Annotated in this window: 16 protein-coding genes; 4 read left to right on the top strand and 12 right to left on the bottom strand. The window is 42.2% G+C overall.

Annotated elements, in window-relative coordinates; genetic code table 11:
* Positions 1-28 precede the first annotated feature (28 nt).
* The 4 genes from J0X14_RS04025 to surE all read right to left on the bottom strand — a co-directional run bounded on the left by J0X14_RS04025 (position 29) and on the right by surE (position 2862).
* On the bottom strand, positions 29-613 hold the full coding sequence (locus J0X14_RS04025; protein WP_410548698.1) for a C40 family peptidase: 585 nt from the start codon (positions 611-613) through the stop codon (positions 29-31).
* A complete protein-coding gene (gene lpxB, locus J0X14_RS04030) occupies positions 606-1718 on the bottom strand; it encodes a lipid-A-disaccharide synthase (RefSeq protein ID WP_207096461.1) in 1113 nt (370 codons plus the stop codon). The genes J0X14_RS04025 and lpxB overlap by 8 nt, the downstream gene beginning before the upstream one ends.
* A gap of 87 nt (positions 1719-1805) precedes the next feature.
* Positions 1806-2093 (bottom strand): hypothetical protein, encoded by a 288-nt coding sequence (locus J0X14_RS04035; RefSeq protein ID WP_207096462.1) that lies wholly within the window; start codon positions 2091-2093, stop codon positions 1806-1808.
* Entirely contained in the window at positions 2083-2862 is a 780-nt protein-coding gene (gene surE / locus J0X14_RS04040; protein WP_207096463.1) for a 5'/3'-nucleotidase SurE, read from the bottom strand. The genes J0X14_RS04035 and surE overlap by 11 nt, the downstream gene beginning before the upstream one ends.
* 188 nt (positions 2863-3050) lie before the next feature.
* On the opposite strand from surE, the gene J0X14_RS04045 reads away from it, so the two are divergent.
* A complete protein-coding gene (locus J0X14_RS04045) occupies positions 3051-5228 on the top strand; it encodes a carboxy terminal-processing peptidase (RefSeq protein ID WP_207096464.1) in 2178 nt (725 codons plus the stop codon).
* A 50-nt stretch (positions 5229-5278) separates the two neighbouring features.
* On the opposite strand, the gene J0X14_RS04050 is transcribed toward J0X14_RS04045, so the two are convergent.
* The gene (locus tag J0X14_RS04050) at positions 5279-6172 is read right to left on the bottom strand and encodes a bestrophin family protein (protein ID WP_207096465.1); all 894 of its coding nucleotides are present in this window, start codon (positions 6170-6172) and stop codon (positions 5279-5281) included.
* 123 nt (positions 6173-6295) lie between these two features.
* Here J0X14_RS04050 and J0X14_RS04055 point away from each other — a divergent pair, with 123 nt between their 5' ends.
* Positions 6296-7087: a DNA/RNA non-specific endonuclease gene (locus J0X14_RS04055; protein WP_207096466.1), complete on the top strand. Its 792-nt coding sequence runs from the start codon at positions 6296-6298 to the stop codon at positions 7085-7087.
* Here the strand turns inward: J0X14_RS04055 and rodA are convergent.
* From rodA to J0X14_RS04090, 7 genes are all read right to left on the bottom strand, one after another.
* Positions 7084-8367: a rod shape-determining protein RodA gene (rodA, locus tag J0X14_RS04060; protein WP_207096467.1), complete on the bottom strand. Its 1284-nt coding sequence runs from the start codon at positions 8365-8367 to the stop codon at positions 7084-7086. The two genes, J0X14_RS04055 and rodA, sit on opposite strands and share 4 nt — an antisense overlap.
* On the bottom strand, positions 8357-10225 hold the full coding sequence (locus tag J0X14_RS04065; RefSeq protein WP_207096468.1) for a peptidoglycan D,D-transpeptidase FtsI family protein: 1869 nt from the start codon (positions 10223-10225) through the stop codon (positions 8357-8359). The genes rodA and J0X14_RS04065 overlap by 11 nt, the downstream gene beginning before the upstream one ends.
* Positions 10226-10282: 57 nt before the next feature.
* On the bottom strand, positions 10283-10789 hold the full coding sequence (locus tag J0X14_RS04070) for a rod shape-determining protein MreD (RefSeq protein ID WP_207096469.1): 507 nt from the start codon (positions 10787-10789) through the stop codon (positions 10283-10285).
* Positions 10782-11597 (bottom strand): rod shape-determining protein MreC, encoded by an 816-nt coding sequence (gene mreC, locus J0X14_RS04075; protein WP_207096470.1) that lies wholly within the window; start codon positions 11595-11597, stop codon positions 10782-10784. The genes J0X14_RS04070 and mreC overlap by 8 nt, the downstream gene beginning before the upstream one ends.
* A 61-nt stretch (positions 11598-11658) precedes the next feature.
* Positions 11659-12687: a rod shape-determining protein gene (locus J0X14_RS04080; RefSeq protein WP_036380166.1), complete on the bottom strand. Its 1029-nt coding sequence runs from the start codon at positions 12685-12687 to the stop codon at positions 11659-11661.
* 54 nt (positions 12688-12741) lie between these two features.
* The gene (gene purH, locus J0X14_RS04085) at positions 12742-14274 is read right to left on the bottom strand and encodes a bifunctional phosphoribosylaminoimidazolecarboxamide formyltransferase/IMP cyclohydrolase (protein WP_207096471.1); all 1533 of its coding nucleotides are present in this window, start codon (positions 14272-14274) and stop codon (positions 12742-12744) included.
* A 91-nt stretch (positions 14275-14365) separates the two neighbouring features.
* Positions 14366-14818 (bottom strand): GAF domain-containing protein, encoded by a 453-nt coding sequence (locus J0X14_RS04090; protein ID WP_207096472.1) that lies wholly within the window; start codon positions 14816-14818, stop codon positions 14366-14368.
* Between the two features lie 131 nt (positions 14819-14949).
* Between J0X14_RS04090 and J0X14_RS04095 the strand changes: the two genes are divergently transcribed.
* Together J0X14_RS04095 and J0X14_RS04100 are read left to right on the top strand one after the other, a co-directional pair.
* The gene (locus tag J0X14_RS04095) at positions 14950-15336 is read left to right on the top strand and encodes an HYC_CC_PP family protein (protein WP_242527906.1); all 387 of its coding nucleotides are present in this window, start codon (positions 14950-14952) and stop codon (positions 15334-15336) included.
* 91 nt (positions 15337-15427) lie between these two features.
* Positions 15428-19165: an efflux RND transporter permease subunit gene (locus tag J0X14_RS04100; RefSeq protein WP_207096473.1), complete on the top strand. Its 3738-nt coding sequence runs from the start codon at positions 15428-15430 to the stop codon at positions 19163-19165.
* Positions 19166-19169: the final 4 nt, after the last annotated feature.

Consider the following 19169-nt stretch of genomic DNA (forward strand, 5'->3'; position numbering starts at 1 on the left):
TTGACGGACACAAAACTGAACAAACGCACTACAAAATACGCATGGCCTTTACAAAGGCATAGTTCCAATATCCTTCCCGTAATGAGGATACCAAAACGCCCCTGGAGGTTGTGGCATGTATAAATTTAATGTCGTTTCCTTCCACTTCCACGACCAACCCCACATGGTTGACGCGTTTTCCGCTCTTGCTGGTCTTAAAATAAAGAAGGTCTCCTTTTTGTACTTCTTCCACCCGGATTCGCTGGCCTTCTTGTGCCATTTGATAGGAAACCCTTGGAAAAAGAATGTCGTTTTCCCGAAGGGAAACATAGACCAGTCCTGAACAATCCATCCCTTTTTTGGTGGTGCCCCCATATTTGTAACGGGTTCCAGAATAGCCCATAGCGGTGGAAATAATGGACTCTGCCTTGGCATTGGTCCGTTCTTCTTTTCTGGATTTTCGGGGAGATGTGTCTTCTGTTGACCCCTCTACCGTAACGGTTTGGGTCTTGCTGTAGGTTCGCTTTCTCTTGCCAGGACCGCAGGCCACCACGGCAAAAAAAAGTAGTAAGAAAATGGTTTTACGTAACATCCAAGAAATAGTATTACTTTCTTGGACGCTAAATCTAAGCATTTTTGACGATTAATTGGGCCGCCAATTGACTGGCACCTTTTCCGCCCAATTTTTCTTTTAGGATTTTGTAGTCTTCCAAGATGCGTTCACGTTCTTTCCCTTCAACAATTTTAGAAAGTTCTTTTTTGAGTTTTTTTGAGGTTAATTCACTCTGAATCAATTCTTTAACAACTTCTTTTTTCATGATAAGATTCACGAGGGAAATAAAATCAAGGGTAATGATTCGCTTTGCGATTTGGTACGAAATCCAATTGCCTTTGTAGCACACCACTTGAGGGATTTCAAATAGGGCCGTCTCCAAAGTGGCCGTTCCACTAGTAACCAATGCAGCGTGTGAATGCTTCAGCAGCGAGTAGGTTTTGTTTGAAACGTAGCCCACTTTATTTCCTCTTAAAAAGGGCGAATAGAATTCATCGGGAAGACTGGGCGCCCCGGCAATGACGAATTGGTATTCGGGAAAATCGCCATTTATGGAGAGCATCACATCCAACATTTTTTGGACTTCCTGTCTTCGGCTTCCCGGAAGTAATGCGATGATGGGTTTTTCCGGGTCTAAATCATTTTCCTTTCTAAAAGTGGTTTCATCAACAATCTTGGTGTTTTCAATGGCATCGATAAGCGGATGTCCTACAAATTGTACCGGATAGCCGTGTTTTTTTTCATAAAACTGCTTTTCAAAAGGGAGGATAACGTACATGGCATCAATATCCCGTTTTATTTTGTTGATTCTGCCTTCTCGGGAAGCCCAAATCTGTGGAGAAATGTAATAGTTGGTCTTGAATCCATTTTTTTTGGCCCATTTGGCAATCCGCAAGTTGAAACCGGAAAAATCGATAAAAATGACCACATCTGGATTGAACTTTTTGATGTCTTCTTTACAAAAAGCAATGTTCTTGAAGATGGTGGGAATATTCGCAATTACCTCCAAAAACCCCATAAAGGCCATATCCTTATAATGCTTGGCCAATTCCCCGCCAGCCTGTTGCATAAGGTCCCCACCCCAGCAACGTATTTCAGCTGAGGGATCCTCTGCTTTAAGACCCTTGATGAGGTTGGAACCGTGTAGGTCCCCGGAAGCTTCGCCGGCGATGATGTAATATTTCATACAGAAATCTCAAGTTCAATTTTCAAGTTCAAGTTCAATTTCAATTTGGAGCACCTTTTTGCACTTGCATTTTGAACTTGTATGTATTTAAGCAAACACTTTATAAAACAAAATAACCAATGCCGTTACCAAAGTAGCAATCATGACCCCTCTGGCTCTATGGTCTCTTTTTATGCGAAGAAAACCAAAGAAAGCAACAAGGTTTAAAATGGCGCCCAATGCCAACAGACTGCCCATGTGTCCTTGATCTATGGCGGTATTAAAGGTTTCCGCGATGCCCAAATCGGAGAACAACAAAATATAGACCAGGGTACCAAAAGCGTTGGCAATGATTCCTACAGCAAAACCGATTAAAATTTCCTTTTTAGTGTTCATTTAAGTTCCAATTGTTTATTTGTGGGATGGCATGGTGTGCCGTAAGATCAAACTGCGTGGGGACCACCGAAATATACCCCTGTGCCAAGGCCCATTCATCAGTGTCCTCACCTTTGTCCAACAGTTCAAATTCCCCTGTCAACCAATAATAATCCTTACCCGAAGGGCTGGTACGCTCATCAAATTTCTCTTTCCAGTTGCCTCGTGCCTGTCTGCATATTTTTATGCCCTTGGGTTGCTCAGGCATTTTTGGAATATTAACATTGAGCACGGTTCCTTTGGGTATTCCGTTGGTCAATGCTTCAGCAACTATTTTTTTGATGTACGCCAAACAAGGTTCAAAATTGGCATCCCAAGAATAATCGCAAAGCGAAAAACCAATAGCCGGAATTCCCTCAATACCTGCCTCAATGGCAGCACTCATAGTACCCGAATAAATCACATTGATGGACGAATTGGAACCATGGTTGATACCGCTCACGCAAATATCCGGAGTGCGGTCCAATAATACACGCAGGGCCAATTTTACGCAATCGGCAGGGGTTCCACTACAACTATACTCGCTTGGGGCACCTTCATTGTGGTCCACCACCACCTTTTTGGAAAACAAGGTGCTGTCTACCGTTATGGCATGTCCCATACCGGATTGGGGGCTGTCCGGGGCCACAACGACCACCTCGCCCAATTGCTTCATGGTCCGTATCAATGCCCGTAATCCTGGAGCCGTAATTCCATCATCATTGGTGACCAGAATGAGTGGTTTTTTCATTTTGGATAATTAATGGCATAAAAATACGTTTTTCATAAGGATATGGAGTCCTGACTGTTTAACAAAAAATTAAATGACAATGCCCTGACTGGCATGGTTTTTTCAGTATCTTAGGGAATTCATACGAGTAGAAATGGCGGATAAAGTGATTGAAAATCAGATTCCATCGCTCTGAAAAAAATAGATTTATGAAGAAGAATTTTGTATTGGCACTTCTAGTGATTCTTGTTGCAGTAGCCTCCTGCAGTTTCACCAACAAGTCTTTTGACAATGATGACAAGGATAAACTATTACTGGATTTGATTACCTACGTGCTGGAAAGGGGACACTACGAGCCTAAAAACTTGGACGACACCTTCAGTTCCAGTGTTTTTGATGATTTTATCGACATTCTAGACCCTACCAAACGTTATTTTTTGGAAAGCGATGTAAGGGAGTTTGAGAAATATCGATTTATGATCGATGATGAGTTAAAGAACACCGATATTACTTTTTTCAATATTGTGTACCAACGTTTAATGGTTCGCATGAATGAAGCAAAGGATATCTACAAAGAAGTGCTTTCCGAACCCTTTGATTATACCTTGGATGAAAGCATTGACATTGACTATAGTGAACAAGAATTTGCGGCCAACAAAAAGCAGCTTCGTGAACGTTGGAGAAAGCAATTGAAATATAATGCTCTTGCCATTTTTGAGAATAAGGTGGATAATAGAATTTCTGAAATCATCCAAAATGGGGATGGAGAGGCATCCATTGATGTTGTTACTTTCAATGACTTCCCAATTTCTATTGACAAGGAAGTGACAGAGGAAGAAGCCCGTCAGAATGTAAAAGAAAATTTGGACGAGTACTTCGATTTTATTGATGACTTGGAACGCAAGGATTGGTTTGTGCAGTACATCAATACCATTGTGGACGAGTTTGACCCCCATACATTTTATTTTGCACCAGAAGAGAAAGAACGATTTGACATTGGTATGTCCGGTAAGTTTGAGGGTATTGGAGCCCGATTGCAAAAAAGACCCGAAGGTGCCAAAATTGTGGAGATTATCTCAGGAGGTCCTGTTTGGAGAGACCAAAGCTTGGAAGTGGGTGACGAAATTTTAAAAGTAGGACAAGAAGGTGAAGAACCCATTGATATTGTAGGAATGCGTCTTGATGATGCCATTAAACTTATCAAAGGCCCAAAAGGAAGTATAGTTGACCTTACCGTCAGAAAAGTGGACGGAACCATAGAAAAAATTTCCATTACCCGTGATGTGGTAGAGTTGGAAGAATCTTATGCTAAATCTGCGACCATCAAAAGTGATGATCATGAATATGGACTCATTAATCTTCCAAAATTCTATGTGGATTTTGAGGACTATACCGAACGAAATGCCGCTACCGATGTGGCCAAAGAGGTAGAACGCCTTAAAGAAGATGGTGTGGAAGGTATCATTCTCGATCTTCGGGATAATGGAGGTGGTTCCTTGAAAACCGTGGTTGAAATGGCTGGATTGTTCATTAAGGATGGCCCAGTCGTACAGGTTCGTTCTTCTGGACAACGAAAAGAGGTCCATGAAGATAAGGACGAACGCATTCAATGGGATGGACCATTGGTAATTATGGTCAATGAGCTATCAGCATCCGCTTCTGAAATTTTGGCGGCCGCCATGCAAGATTATAAAAGAGCTGTGATTATTGGAAGCAAGCAGACTTTCGGTAAAGGAACCGTTCAAAATGTGATTCCTTTGGATAATATTGTCCGAAGCAATGAGCATGGTGAGTTGGGTGCTATTAAATTGACGACCCAAAAATTCTACCGAATCAATGGTGGTTCCACGCAGTTGGAAGGCGTTAAAAGTGATATTGTTGTTCCAGATAGATATAGCTATATCGATTTGGGTGAGCGCGATCAAGAAAATCCATTGGGTTGGGACAAGATTACCCCTGCCGATTATAAAGTTTGGGATGGTTATATTGATCTTGAGGCCACTGTGGAGAACAGCCAAAAGCGTATGGCCAACAACCCCCAAATCAAGTTGATTGAGGAAAACGCCAGATGGATCAAGGAACAACAAGACGAAACCGTTGTTTCGCTTAACTATGACAAATTTGTAACGAAGGAAAGTGAGGCTAAAAAACGGTCTGATAAATTCAAAAGCCTACGGGATTATGATTCCAAGCTGACCTTTGGCTCGCTTCAATACGAAACTGAATTGTTCACCCAAGATTCTGTTCTTCGCGAAAAAAGGAACAGATGGCATAAAGATTTGGCCAAAGATGTTTATGTGGAAGAGGCCGTGAATGTGCTTAAAGACCTTCAGTTGAACAACATTAAGAGTACCGAAAGAAAATTGGCCAGCGCCAATAAGGACTAAAACGGAATCAATAAAATTGAAAGCGGCTTCTTTTAGGGGCCGCTTTTTTTTTACAGTATATAAAAATCTTCAGGTTCAATGGGTTTTGGAAGTTCGGTCTCTCCCAAGAGCTGTCTTATATTGATATCGATGGTCCGAGCTATGGAAGTTACCGGTGTGTCGGTAGGTAGATTTTCGAATGGGTCTTGCAATCTAAAGGCTGCCTTTTCCAGAAAAAAGAATACCATGGAGACAATAACCAAAATTAAAACCTCCAACACCACCACCAATCGCAAAGGTTCCGACATGGCCAGAAATATAACGAAGAGATAGATGGCCAAATGCAATCCCTTTCGGTATGTGGTTGGGAACACGGTGTTTTTGATGCGCTCACACTTCCCCATGGAGGCCGTTAACCGTTCCAATGTTTCCTCCAACTGTAGTCTCGAAAATCCATCCAGTTTTCCCTCATCAAATAATTTTTTGATGGATTCGGTCTGAAAATCCAATAGGCCCAAGGGTACATTTTTATGTGTTTGCAAATGGTTCAATTCTCGATTCGAGATCAATTCTTCCAAATTTGCATAGGGATTTTTGCCTCTTAAAGATTGTCCCAAGGAATAGCACCAAGCAATTTGCCGGTAGGCCATGGTTTTGATCAAGGGATCGTTTGCTTCGGTATACATTTTCAATTGCAATACCAACGTACGGGAATCGTTCACAATGGCTCCCCAAATTTTCCGGGCTTCCCACCACCGGTCATAGGATTGGTTCACTTTAAAAGATATCAGAATGGATATGGCAATACCCAATGTGGTGGCAATGGAAATGGGAATATCGGGTAAATAATCAGACCAAAATACAGGCAGGATATCCACGACCACACCAATGAGCGTGACAATGAGCAGAGATATTTTAATCTCGTTGAAAATGTATTTTAATGGAAATATTTGTTTGGTTATCATAAATTGACCAGAATCTTAATTCAAGTAAGGGGTAATTCTTTTCAAGATAAAGTTTTATAAATAAATGGGCTTAAGTTTTTCAAGTTTGCTATCATTGCAATCCTTATTAAATATCTGTTTGCGATGAGCAATAAAACCAAATATGCCCTTTTGATGTTAGTTTGTATCCTTGGTTTTTGGCTTTTTCAAAATTTTTATACGCCCGCTACCTATTCCAATCCGGAAAGCTCCAATAATGAAGTCATTTCTGAAGTGTTCTTGCCGACTTCCACCACGGGGGAGATTGTACAGCATGAACATTTTATGCTTTCGTATAATGAGCCATTTGAACAAGCCGAATGGGTGTTGTATGAACTCAAGAAAAGTCATCTCACCTATGATGATAGAAAGCGGCCATATTTTATCGAAGACCCCAAGGTGAAGACTAAATCGGCCGATTGGCGCAATTACCGAGGCTCTGGTTATGACCGTGGACACCTATGTCCGGCAGGTGATCGCCGCTTTTCAGAATATGCCTATAACGAGACATTTTATACCAGCAACATAAGCCCGCAGGACAGGGATTTTAATGCAGGTTTGTGGAATCGATTGGAGCAGAAAGTTAGGTATTGGTGCAAAACGTATGGGGATTTGGTTGTGATTACGGGTGGAATTCTAGAAAATGGGTTGGAAGAAATTGGGGATGAAGATGTGGATGTACCTCGAACTTTTTATAAGATTATTTTGAGAAAAGACTCTAAAAAGGCACTCGCTTTTTTGATGCCGAATACAGAAAGTAAACAACCATTAGATTATTTTTTGGTGCCCATAGATACCATTGAGAAACAAACGGGCATCGATTTTTTTGAAAAGCAGACCAAAACATGGCAAGATGAGGTTGAAAGTAAGGTGAATGTTACGGAATGGAAGTTTTAAATACCGTCCTTTAATCGGTTTGAATCCAATTTTAGGAAGATAAAGAGCAGCATTGTAAAAAAGATAAGCCCAGAACCTCCATAGCTAAAAAAGGGTAAAGGTACCCCGATAGTAGGCAAGAGACCTATCACCATTCCAATGTTGATGAAGTAATGGAACACTAAAATGGAAATGACCCCGTAGCCGTACATCCGACTAAAATCACTTTTTTGTCGCTCTGCAATATGAATCAATCGTAAAAAGAAACCAGAAAACAAAAGAATTACGGTCATGGTCCCCAAAAAGCCCCATTCCTCACCCACAGAGCTGAAAATATAATCCGTGTGCTGTTCGGGAACAAAATCACCTTTGGTACGTGTACCTTCCAAAAAACCCTTTCCAAAAAATCCGCCGGACTCAATGGCTTTTTCAGATTGATAGGTGTTGTACCCAATGGTCTTTCTGATTTCCTCCAGTTTTTTTTCATCCTTTTCCAAGCTCAACCAAAGTGCAATCCGATCGCGATGGCGTTGTTCAAACACATTTGCATAAACAAAATCCACCGATAGGGAGAACAGGATGGAAAGGACAATTACCCCAATAACGGGAAGTATGGGAATCTTAACAGATGCTTTTTTAAAGGTATAGACCAATATGGTCAATATGATCAAGCCTATGGCTACCCACACAGTACCAAACATTAAGGTGGTTGCGAATAAAACCACCATGAACAATAATATGCCCAAATAATACAATGGGAACCCTTCCCTGAACAGCACAAAAAAGAAAGAAAAGTAAATCAGGGCACTCCCGGGGTCAGGTTGGGGTAGAATCAAAAAGGCTGGTAAAAGAATAATGAAAAGTGCATACAATTGGTGCCTTCCTGTTTTAATATCGGTTTGTATATCGCTTAAAAACTTTGCCAAGGCAAGTGCCGTAGCTACTTTGGCAAGCTCAGAAGGTTGTAGGTTAAAAAAACCCAAATTATACCATGAGGTTGCCCCTGCAATGGTCTTTCCAAAGACAAAAAGGCCGAGCAGCAAAAGAATGGAGATGATATAAAAGATGGAGGAAAAACGCTCAAAGAAATTGGATTCCACAAAAAGGACCAAAATAATCCCCAATGCGGCCAATCCAATAAAAAAAAATTGTTTCCCGTATAAAGTGGAGAAGTCAAAAATAGAAAGATTGGGGTCTACCAAGGATGTGGAATAGATATTGATCCATCCTATAAAAACCAAAAGGGCATAGAGAAAAATAGTGATCCAATCTATCCTTCCAAACAACCCTCTACCAGACATACTCATTTATCTTGAAAGGTTCACCGCTATAGGGTTTTGCATATTCGTGCTCCAGTGTTTTTTCCAACATACGCTTCTCCAAATCTTTTCGGGTGATTTCACCCTTAATATATTTTTCAATCAAAAGAGAAGCAATGTGCCCAGCATAACGTGCCCCGTAGTAGCCATTTTCAATATATACGGCTAAGGCAATCTGCGGATTCTCAACTGGGGCAAAGGCCACAAAAACCGAATGGTCGGTAAGCTGCATGCGTTCTCCATCAACTCGAACGAAATTTTCCACCGTACCGGTCTTACCTGCAATTTCAACATCTGGAATTTGCACCCATCGGGCCGTACCATATTTGTACACATTGGCCATTCCTTTGATCACAGGTTCAAAATGCTTGCGATCAATTGTAGTGTAGTGGGGTTCGGTATATTTGGGGTCAATGGCTCCAGAACTCCCCATATTTTTTATGACGTGTGGGGTATAGAAATAACCACGATTGGCAATTGCAGCGGTCATATTGGCCAATTGAAGCGGAGTGGCAGCAATTTCTCCCTGTCCTATGGCATTGGATATAATGGTTGAAGCGGCCCATCTTCCATCCCCATACCATTTGTCGTAAAAGTTTTTATCCGGAATTCGTCCTGGTCTTCCCGTAGGTAGGTCGGTGCCTAAATAATTACCCAAGCCAAAACTTTTCATATGCTTTTCCCAAACATCAATAGCCTCATCCGTAGTGGAATATTTGTCGAATAACCTTCTAAATGTTCCAGCAAAATAAGCGTTACACGATTGTGTGATACCGGAATTCATATCCCGAACGCCTCCTCCACAATGGCATCCTCTTAAGGTATTCCCCACATAGAAACCATGGTAGCACCGAAATTTGGTAGTGGGGTCAATCACACCTTCTTGTAAGGCAGCCAATGCATTTAAAGTCTTAAAGGGGGACCCTGGCGAGGGTTCCGCCAAAATGGAACGGTCCCAAGTGGGTTTGGAAATGGTATCGTAATGGAGTTTGCTATAATTTTTGGAACGTTCCCGACCCACCAATAGCGCTGGATCATAAGTAGGACCGGAAATCATAGCTAGAATTTCTCCGGATTTGGGTTCAATGGCTACGATGCCCCCTCTTTTTCCATGCATCAACTTTTCGCCATATTCTTGGAGCTCTTTATCCAAAGTGATGTGTATCTCCGTACCCTGCACTGGAATGGTATCTAGTTTGCCATCTTTGTAAGGGCCTATATCGCGATTAAAACGATCTTTTTGGATATGCATGACCCCTTTTCGCCCCCGAAGTACTTCTTCATACTGTTTTTCAATACCGGTTCGCCCTTTTAACTCTCCAGCCACATAGTATGGATTGTTCTGCAAATCCCATTCGTTTACCTCACTAATGTAGCCCAACACATTGGCCGCACTGTTAGTGGTATAGTAACGTAAAGACCTTTTTTGGATATAGAATCCAACAAAATGGCGCATTTTTTCCTGAAGAGTAGCATAATCTTCTTTGGAGAGTTGGGGTACTAAAACGGAAGGAAGCCTTGGAGAATAAACCCGAGCTTTTTCCATTTTGGATATAAAAGTGGCTTTGTCGATTCCCAATAGACCACAGAACTCCAAAGTATCTAACGGTTTTACCTCCCTGGGAATGACCATGACATCGTAAGCTGGTTGGTTTCCCACCATAAGATCCCCGTTTCGGTCATAGATATAGCCCCGTTCCGGATAATCATATATTTTCTTGATGGCGGGATCTTCCAAAATCTGGTCGGGAGAAAAGCGAAACAACTGCAAATAGGAAAGTCTACCGATAAAGGTAAATCCAATGATGACGATTATGGAAGATAACAGCAGCTTTTTCATATATGACGTATTTGTATACTCGAAGCCCTACAGTACTTCAACGAAGCAATAGCTTATTTATTCGCTTTGCGGACTAAAAAGTGAACTAAAGAGTGTACAAAGTACCAAAGTTACAATACCTGTGGTAAAAACCTTTTTCAAAATTAAAAGGAAGTGGGAAATACTTAAAATTTCCAAGGAAAAGAATACCATTTGATGGATTAAAATAAGCAGGCCCAAAAAGGTGAGGCGCTGCACTTTTGTGGTGTTCTTGAAACTGAAATTTTGAAACTCGTAATTCACTCCAAAACAAAATCGCATAAGTACAGGCCTTGCGTACGCCACCGTTAAGGAGGCTATGGAGTGGAGCGCCAAGGTATCTGAAAATATATCGATTATGAATCCCAGCAAAAAGGAAATTACCATAAATAAGGCTCTATTGCCTTTTATAGGGTACCAATAGAAAAAAATTACATAAACCATTGGATTGATGTACCCCATAAAGTGGAGATTGTTAAAGATCAGCACCTGGGTGAGAACCAGTAACACAAACCGCATGGTATTTAAGAAAACAGTATTATTCATTAGAGGTAGCTGATTCCAGGGCTTTAATTTCTTCCCGATTTTTGTTTTCTATAAGGTACACGTTTTTGATGTTAACCATGTCGTTGAACAGTTCAACATCAATATTGTAAAAACTTTTGGAAGCATTGAGGTCATATCTTTTAATGACGCCAACGGGGACGTCTTCAGGAAAAATACTGGACATTCCTCCGGTAACAATAGTATCTCCAACTACAAGAGGCACCAGTCGTGGTATATCCACCAACTGTACCACGGTATAATCATTCGCATCCCAAACCAATGATCCAAAATAATTGGAATGTTTGATTTTAGCATTGATGTTGGACTTGGTATTCAGCACACTTTGTACCGTGGCGAAATTATTGGATACGTTCTCAACAATCCCCAAAATACCCTTAGTGGTGATTACACCCATATCTTGACCAACTCCCTGATTTTTTCCTTTATCGATTGTAACGTAGTTACGGGGCGAAGTAAAACTATTTTTTACAAGTCGGGCACTCAAAACTTCGTAATCCACAAGGGATGAGTCCAGAGGTTCAATTACAGCATTTTCCGCATTGAAGAGCATTCTGCGCAACCGCTCATTTTCATTGACCAACCTATCGTTCTCTTCTCTAAGGTTAAAATAAGAGGATATATCCGAAGCTGTGCCATAGACATTTCCAGTTAGCCATTTGGATGAATTGAAAAATTTAGATTGATGGTAGGAGTGGGACCGAACCGTAATCACCAACGAAATAAGCGCAAGAAAGCTGTAGAGGAACGCATTTCTGTACCGTAGGATAAAGTTGATGATCCGTTGCATGCAATCGTATCGTTATGAAAGTTTGAACGCATCAAGCACTAAGAAACAACAAAGTTCCCATTTACTTGATCAAGATGCTCTTGTAACGCTCCAAATTTTTAAGTGCAATCCCTGTTCCCCGAACAACCGCTCTTAGAGGGTCTTCCGCAATATAAACAGGCAAGTCCGTCTTTTGTGACAGCCTTCTGTCCAGCCCTCTTAGCATGGAGCCTCCCCCGGCCAAATAAATTCCCGTATTGTAAATATCAGCAGCCAATTCTGGAGGGGTTTGGGATAAAGTTTCCATTACCGCATCCTCAACCCGTAATATACTTTTGTCCAGTGCTTTGGCAATTTCGCGGTAAGAAACCTGTACCTGTTTTGGTTTTCCGGTCAAAAGATCACGACCTTGTATGGATTTATCGTCTGGGGGTGATTTTAAATCTTCGGTAGCGGAACCAATCTCAATTTTTATCGCCTCAGCCGTACTTTCACCCACATACAGGTTGTGCTGGGTTCGCATATAATAAATGATATCGTTGGTGAACACGTCACCCGCAATTTTCACTGATTTGTCACAAACAATACCGCCTAAGGCAATTACTGCAATTTCGGTAGTACCTCCACCAATATCAACAATCATGTTTCCTTTGGGCTGCATAATGTCCAGCCCAATACCAATGGCAGCGGCCATAGGTTCATGGATCAGGTAAACTTCTTTACCGTTTACACGTTCCGCGGATTCACGAACCGCCCGCATTTCCACTTCGGTAATTCCCGAAGGGATACAAATGACCATTCGAAGCGCAGGCGGAAACCACTTTTTCTTTAATGCCGGAATGTTCTTGATGAACATATTGATCATCTTTTCCGAAGCATCAAAGTCCGCGATTACCCCATCCTTTAACGGGCGTATGGTTTTGATGTTTTCATGGGTTTTCCCCTGCATCATATTTGCTTCGCGGCCTACCGCGATAATTTTTCCTGACACGCGGTCCCTGGCCACAATGGAAGGACTGTCAACCACCACTTTGTCCAAGTGGATGATCAGGGTATTTGCAGTACCAAGGTCAATGGCAATTTCCTCGGTCATGAAATCAAAAAATCCCATAAAAAGCGTCTATTTTCGGATTAACGGTAAAAATTATCGGCTAATGTACTAAAATTAATGTTTAAAATGCCGTGTACCTGTCATCACCATGGCCATTCCATTTTCATTGCAATAATCAATGCCCAATTGATCTTTGATGGACCCTCCAGGTTGAATGACACTTTTAATTCCAGCCTTATCTGCAATCTCCACACAATCGGGGAATGGGAAGAAGGCATCACTGGCCATAACAGCACCATTCAAATCAAATTTGAAGGATTGCGCTTTATGGATGGCTTGGTTCAAAGCATCAACGCGTGAAGTTTGCCCCGTTCCACTAGCGCACAATTGTTTGTTTTTGGCCAAAACAATGGTGTTGCTCTTCGTGTGTTTACACAATTTAGAAGCGAAAATCAAATCTTCGATTTCTTCTGAGGTTGGTTTTTTGTCGGTAACAGGATTCAAGTCCTCTTTGGAATCGGTTTTGGAATCCTTATCCTGAACCAAAACGCCGTTCAAACAAGTTCGAACCAAGGTTTCTGGCAGTTCCGTTTCGTTTTGAATCAAGATGATTCTGTTCTTTTTGCCTTTCAAGATTTCCAAAGCTTCATCTGAGTAACTGGGAGCGATGACCACTTCGCAGAACAGATTATGGATTTCTTCAGCGGTAGGGGCATCAATTTCTTTGTTTGAAATCAAAATTCCACCAAAAGCGGAAACAGGGTCGCCCGCCAAAGCGTCAACGTAAGCTTGCTTAATGGTGCTTCGGGTAGCCAATCCACAGGCATTATTGTGCTTTAAAATGGCAAAGGTAGGGTCATCATTTTTGAATTCTTGCATCAAATTAACCGCGGCATCCACATCCAGCAAGTTGTTGTAGGATAGCTCCTTACCATGCAATTTGGTGAACATGGCCTCAAAATCACCAAAAAAATAGCCTTTTTGGTGTGGGTTTTCGCCATAACGGAGTATTTGGCCTTGGGTCTCACTAATTTTCAATACGGTTTCTTCTTTCTCTTTGTTGAAGTAATTGAAAATAGCTGTATCGTAATGCGATGACACATTAAAAGCCTTGGTGGCAAATCGCTTGCGGTCTTCCAAGGTAGTGTTTCCATTTCCTTCGGTAATCACATTCAAAAAGTCGGTATAATCTTCCATGGAGGAAACACAAAGCACATCCTTGAAGTTTTTGGCGGCTGCCCTGATCAGGGAAATTCCACCAATATCAATCTTTTCAATAATATCTTGTTCTGATGCGCCACTGGCCACGGTTTTTTCAAACGGGTAGAGGTCTACGATGACAATATCCAACTGCGGAATCTCAAATTCTTCCATCTGGGCCACATCGCTTTCATTGTCCTGTCGGTTTAAGATTCCTCCGAAAACTTTGGGGTGCAAGGTCTTCACACGACCTCCCAAAATGGAAGGGTAACTGGTCACATCTTCTACGGGTACCACATCAATACCCAAATCGCGGATAAATTTTTCGGTTCCTCCTGTGGAATAAAGGGTTACACCGAGTTCATCCAATTTTTTTACGATGGGTTCCAGACCATCTTTATGAAATACGGAAATTAATGCAGCAGAGGCTTTTTTGGCAGTCTTCATTGGTGTCTTAAAAATCAATTTCTTAAGCTCACAAAAGTACTTGATCTCTCCTTAAAAATCAGAACGGGTTATCAACAAAATAAGGTAAGTTTTACAGAATTTTGGCCACTTCCTGATTGATGAATTCCAAAAAGCGTTCATCTTCTTCCGTAAAAGGGTCTGGCGTGTTGGAATCAATATCGATTTGACCCACATTTTCCCCATTTACGAACAAGGGAACCACAATCTCTGCTTTTACCGTTATGCTACATGCGATGTAGTTATCTTGGGCGGCCACATCGGGCACCACAAAATTTTGGTTACTCACGGCAACTTGCCCACAGATACCTTTTCCGAACGGAATAATGGTATGGTCGGTGGGCGCTCCGGCATAAGGTCCCAACTTCAACTCTTCCTTATCGCCATTTTTAAAATAGAACCCAACCCAGTCGTAATAATCCACATTACTGCGCAAAAGCTCACAGATTTCACCCAAACGGTTATCTACGGATTTGTCTTCATCTTTTACAATTTCAAGTACCTTGGGTTCCAACGATTTTAGCATGAGGTATTTTTTTGCAAATGTATTGAATACTGCATTTGTACGACAAAGAAGCTAGTGCTTACAGTAAGATGTGGCTTAATCTTCTGTTAAACAAAGCAATAAATTGATATATTTTGTAGTTTTGTAGTCAAATGAAGCAGATTTTTCATCAAATCGTATCCTCGTTGATGGCCCTTTTGGTCCTGGCTTCCACGGTTTCTTGGACAGTGGACAAGCATATTTGCATGGGCCGGGTAATGGATATTTCCCTTTTTTCCCATGCGGATGATTGCGGAATGGATATGGATATGGAAAAATCCTGTTGTGATGATGAATCTTTCACTGTACAAGGTCAGGACGACCTAAAAATCTCTTTTGAGAAGTTTGATTTGGACCAGCAAGTCTTTTTGGTCAGCTTTGTCCAAACCTATTTTCAGCTTTTCGAAATCGATTCTGAAGAACCTCACGCTTTCAACGAGTACAACCCACCCCCATTGATACGGGACGTGCAGGTTCTTGACCAGACTTTCCTTATTTGATTTAACATAGATTGAATGTACCCGACCGAAGTGGTTGGGCTGTCGCATTTACGCGTGTTTTGTGTCAATCTAATGTTTAAATCAAACCCATATGCTGAACAAAAGCATCAAATTTTTAATAGATAACAAGTTGGTAGCCATACTGCTCCTGCTATTTTTTATGGCATGGGGCATTGTAAGCACACCTTTTAATTGGGATACGGGTGGTATTTTGCCAAGTAATCCAGTAGCTGTGGATGCCATCCCGGATATTGGGGAAAATCAACAGATTGTTTTTACCAAATGGCCCGGAAGGTCCCCACAGGATATCGAGGACCAAATCACTTACCCATTGACTACTTCCTTATTGGGAATCCCAGGGGTAAAGACCATTCGGAGCTCATCCATGTTCGGATTTTCCAGTATCTATATCATTTTTGAAGAGGATGTGGAGTTCTACTGGAGCCGTAGCCGCATTTTGGAAAAGCTCAATTCGCTTCCCAACAACCTATTACCAGATGGTGTAAATCCTGCCTTGGGACCTGATGCCACCGCTTTGGGCCAGATTTTCTGGTATACACTGGAAGGAAGGGATAAAGATGGCAATGTAACAGGCGGGTGGGATTTGCAGGAACTCCGTAGCGTACAGGATTACTACGTAAAGTATGCGCTTTCATCCGCATCAGGGGTTTCCGAGGTGGCTTCCATAGGTGGATTTGTGCAGGAATACCAAGTGGATGTGGACCCTGAACTGATGAAGCAATACAATGTGGGCTTGGATCAAGTAGTGAAAGCTGTTAAACAGAGCAATCGGGATATCGGCGCTCAGACTTTGGAAATCAATAAAGCAGAGTACTTGGTGCGTGGTTTGGGATACATCAAATCCTTGGAGGATATTAAAAATGCTGTAGTTGCATCAACCGATTACACCGCCATCAGAATTAAGGATGTGGCCCATGTCTCCTTGGGCCCGGCTGTTCGTCGTGGAATTTTGGACAAAGAAGGGGCTGAGGTAGTTGGGGGAGTTGTTGTGGCCCGATATGGAGCCAATCCACTGGAGGTCATTAACAATGTAAAGGAACAAATTACGGAGTTGAGTGCTGGCCTCCCATCTAAAGTTTTGAAAGATGGAACTACTTCCCAACTCACCATTGTTCCATTTTATGACAGAACGGAACTCATCCAAGAAACATTGGGAACTCTGAACGAGGCGTTGACCCTCGAAATTCTCATCACCATTTTGGTGATTGTGGTCATGGTGTTCAATCTTAGGGCCTCAATTTTGATTTCGGGCTTGTTGCCAGTTGCCGTGCTCATGGTGTTCATCTCAATGAAACTATTTGGTGTAGACGCCAACATTGTGGCGCTTTCTGGTATCGCCATTGCCATTGGAACCATGGTGGATGTTGGGGTGATTCTCTCCGAGAATATCATTCGGCATATGGATGAAAATGACCAAAACTTATCCATCAATGAGGTGGTGTACAATGCCACAGCTGAGGTTTCCGGAGCCATTTTAACCGCTGTATTGACAACCATCATCAGCTTTATTCCAGTTTTTACCATGGTGGGCGCTGAAGGAAAATTGTTCCGACCACTTGCTTTTACAAAAACCATGGCATTGACGGCATCCATTATTGTGGCACTGTTCCTTATTCCACCATTTGCGGCCATCATATTTAAAAAGAAAAATAGAACGCCCATCTTCGCCTATGTTTGGAATGGTATTTTGATTGCCCTAGGATTGGTGGCCATTGGTTTTGGCTATTGGTTGGGGTTGGCCTTGATTGCCTTTGGTGTTTCCGGAATCCTAAAAGTACGTCAAACGCTGGACGCAAAACAAGCCAGTATGCTCAATGTGAGTATTTGCGTGGGCACCATTGCCTTCTTGTTGGCTACCTATTGGAGACCTCTTGGTTTTGACCGTAGCATTGCCATCAACCTGATTTTTGTGGGTTTGATTTGTAGTGTTTTGTTGGGGGGATTTTACCTCTTCAGACAATATTATAGTCGCATTTTGACATGGGCATTGGAGCATAAATTGGTGTTTCTTTCCATTCCTACCATAATTGTAGTCTTCGGATTCATGATTATGAGGAACACGGGGCAGGAATTTATGCCATCCCTCAATGAAGGTTCATTTCTGCTGATGCCCACTTCCTTGCCACATGCTGGAGTGGAGGAGAACAAAAGGGTGGTGCAGCAATTAGATATGGCCGTGGCCACCATCCCAGAAATTCAAACTGTAGTGGGGAAAGCAGGAAGGACAGAATCTGCATTGGACCCTGCACCACTTTCCATGTATGAGAACATCATTCAATATCGGTCAGAATACGAAAAAAATGAGACTGGAAGTCCGCAGCGTTTCAAAGTCAATGCTGATGGTTATTTTGAATTGCGCAATGGAAAAGTGCTGGCCAATCCAAATTTGGAAGTAACCAATGAACAAAATTACAAGGACAGCCATGTAAGCGAACCTTTGCGCATCGATAGAAATCTTTTGATTGCGGATGGCGACGGGGAATATTTTCGAAACTGGCGTCCCGAAATCCAAAGTCCGGATGATATTTGGAATGAAATCGTGAAAGTCTCCAAATTGCCTGGGGTCACTTCGGCGCCTAAACTACAACCCATTGAGACGCGTTTGGTGATGCTTCAAACCGGGATGCGGGCACCGATGGGCATTAAGGTAAAAGGTCAGGATTTAAAGGAAATCGAAAACTTTGGCCTACAATTGGAACCTATTTTAAAAGAAGCAGCCGGGGTCAAGGATGAAGCTGTCTTTGCAGACCGAATCGTGGGCAAGCCTTATCTCCTTATCGATATAGACCGTGAAAAATTGGTTCGTTACGGATTGGTCATTGAGGATGTGCAGCAAGTATTGGAAGTAGCGATTGGAGGGATGTCGCTGAGCCAAACCGTGGAGGGCAGGGAACGTTATGGAATCCGAGTGCGCTATCCGAGGGAACTTCGGGAAAACCCCTCCGATTTGGAAAATATTTATGTTCCTGTACAAAAAGGGAGTCCCATTCCCTTAAGTGAGTTGGTGACCATTCGCTACGAACAAGGACCTCAGGCCATTAAAAGTGAAGATACCTTTCTGGTAGGCTATGTGCTTTTTGATAAACTTGATGGCTATGCGGAAGTGGATGTAGTGGAAAATGCCCAAGCCAAGATTCAGGAAAAAATAAATAGCGGGGAATTGGTGGTGCCCAAGGGTATCAGCTACCGATTTACAGGTACGTATGAGAACCAGTTACGGGCCAAGAAAACTTTATCCGTTGTGGTTCCGTTGGCACTACTGATTATCTTTTTGATTCTGTACTTTCAATTTAGGTCGGTGGCCACATCCTTGATGGTATTTTCTGGGATTTTGGTCGCTTTTGCGGGAGGCTTTCTAATGATTTGGTTCTACGGTCAGGATTGGTTCCTCAACTTTAGTTTTATGGGCGAAAACCTAAGGGACCTCTTCCAAATGCACACGATTAATTTGAGTGTGGCGGTGTGGGTCGGATTTATCGCACTGTTTGGCATTGCCACGGATGACGGCGTAGTGATGGCCACCTATCTCACCCAAACTTTCGACAAGAACAAACCAGATAACCTGAAACAAATTCGGGCTTCGGTGTTGGAAGCAGGTGAAAAACGAATCCGTCCTTGTTTGATGACCACTGCGACTACCATTTTGGCACTATTACCAGTCCTAACAAGTACTGGTAGAGGTAGTGATATCATGATTCCGATGGCCATTCCAAGTTTTGGGGGTATGTTGATTGCATTGATCACATTGTTTGTGGTACCCGTGCTGTACAGTTGGAAAGCTGAATTAAGAGTGAAAAACGAAAAGTGAAGAA

Source organism: Allomuricauda sp. CAU 1633 (assembly GCF_017313225.1).
GTDB lineage: Bacteria > Bacteroidota > Bacteroidia > Flavobacteriales > Flavobacteriaceae > Flagellimonas.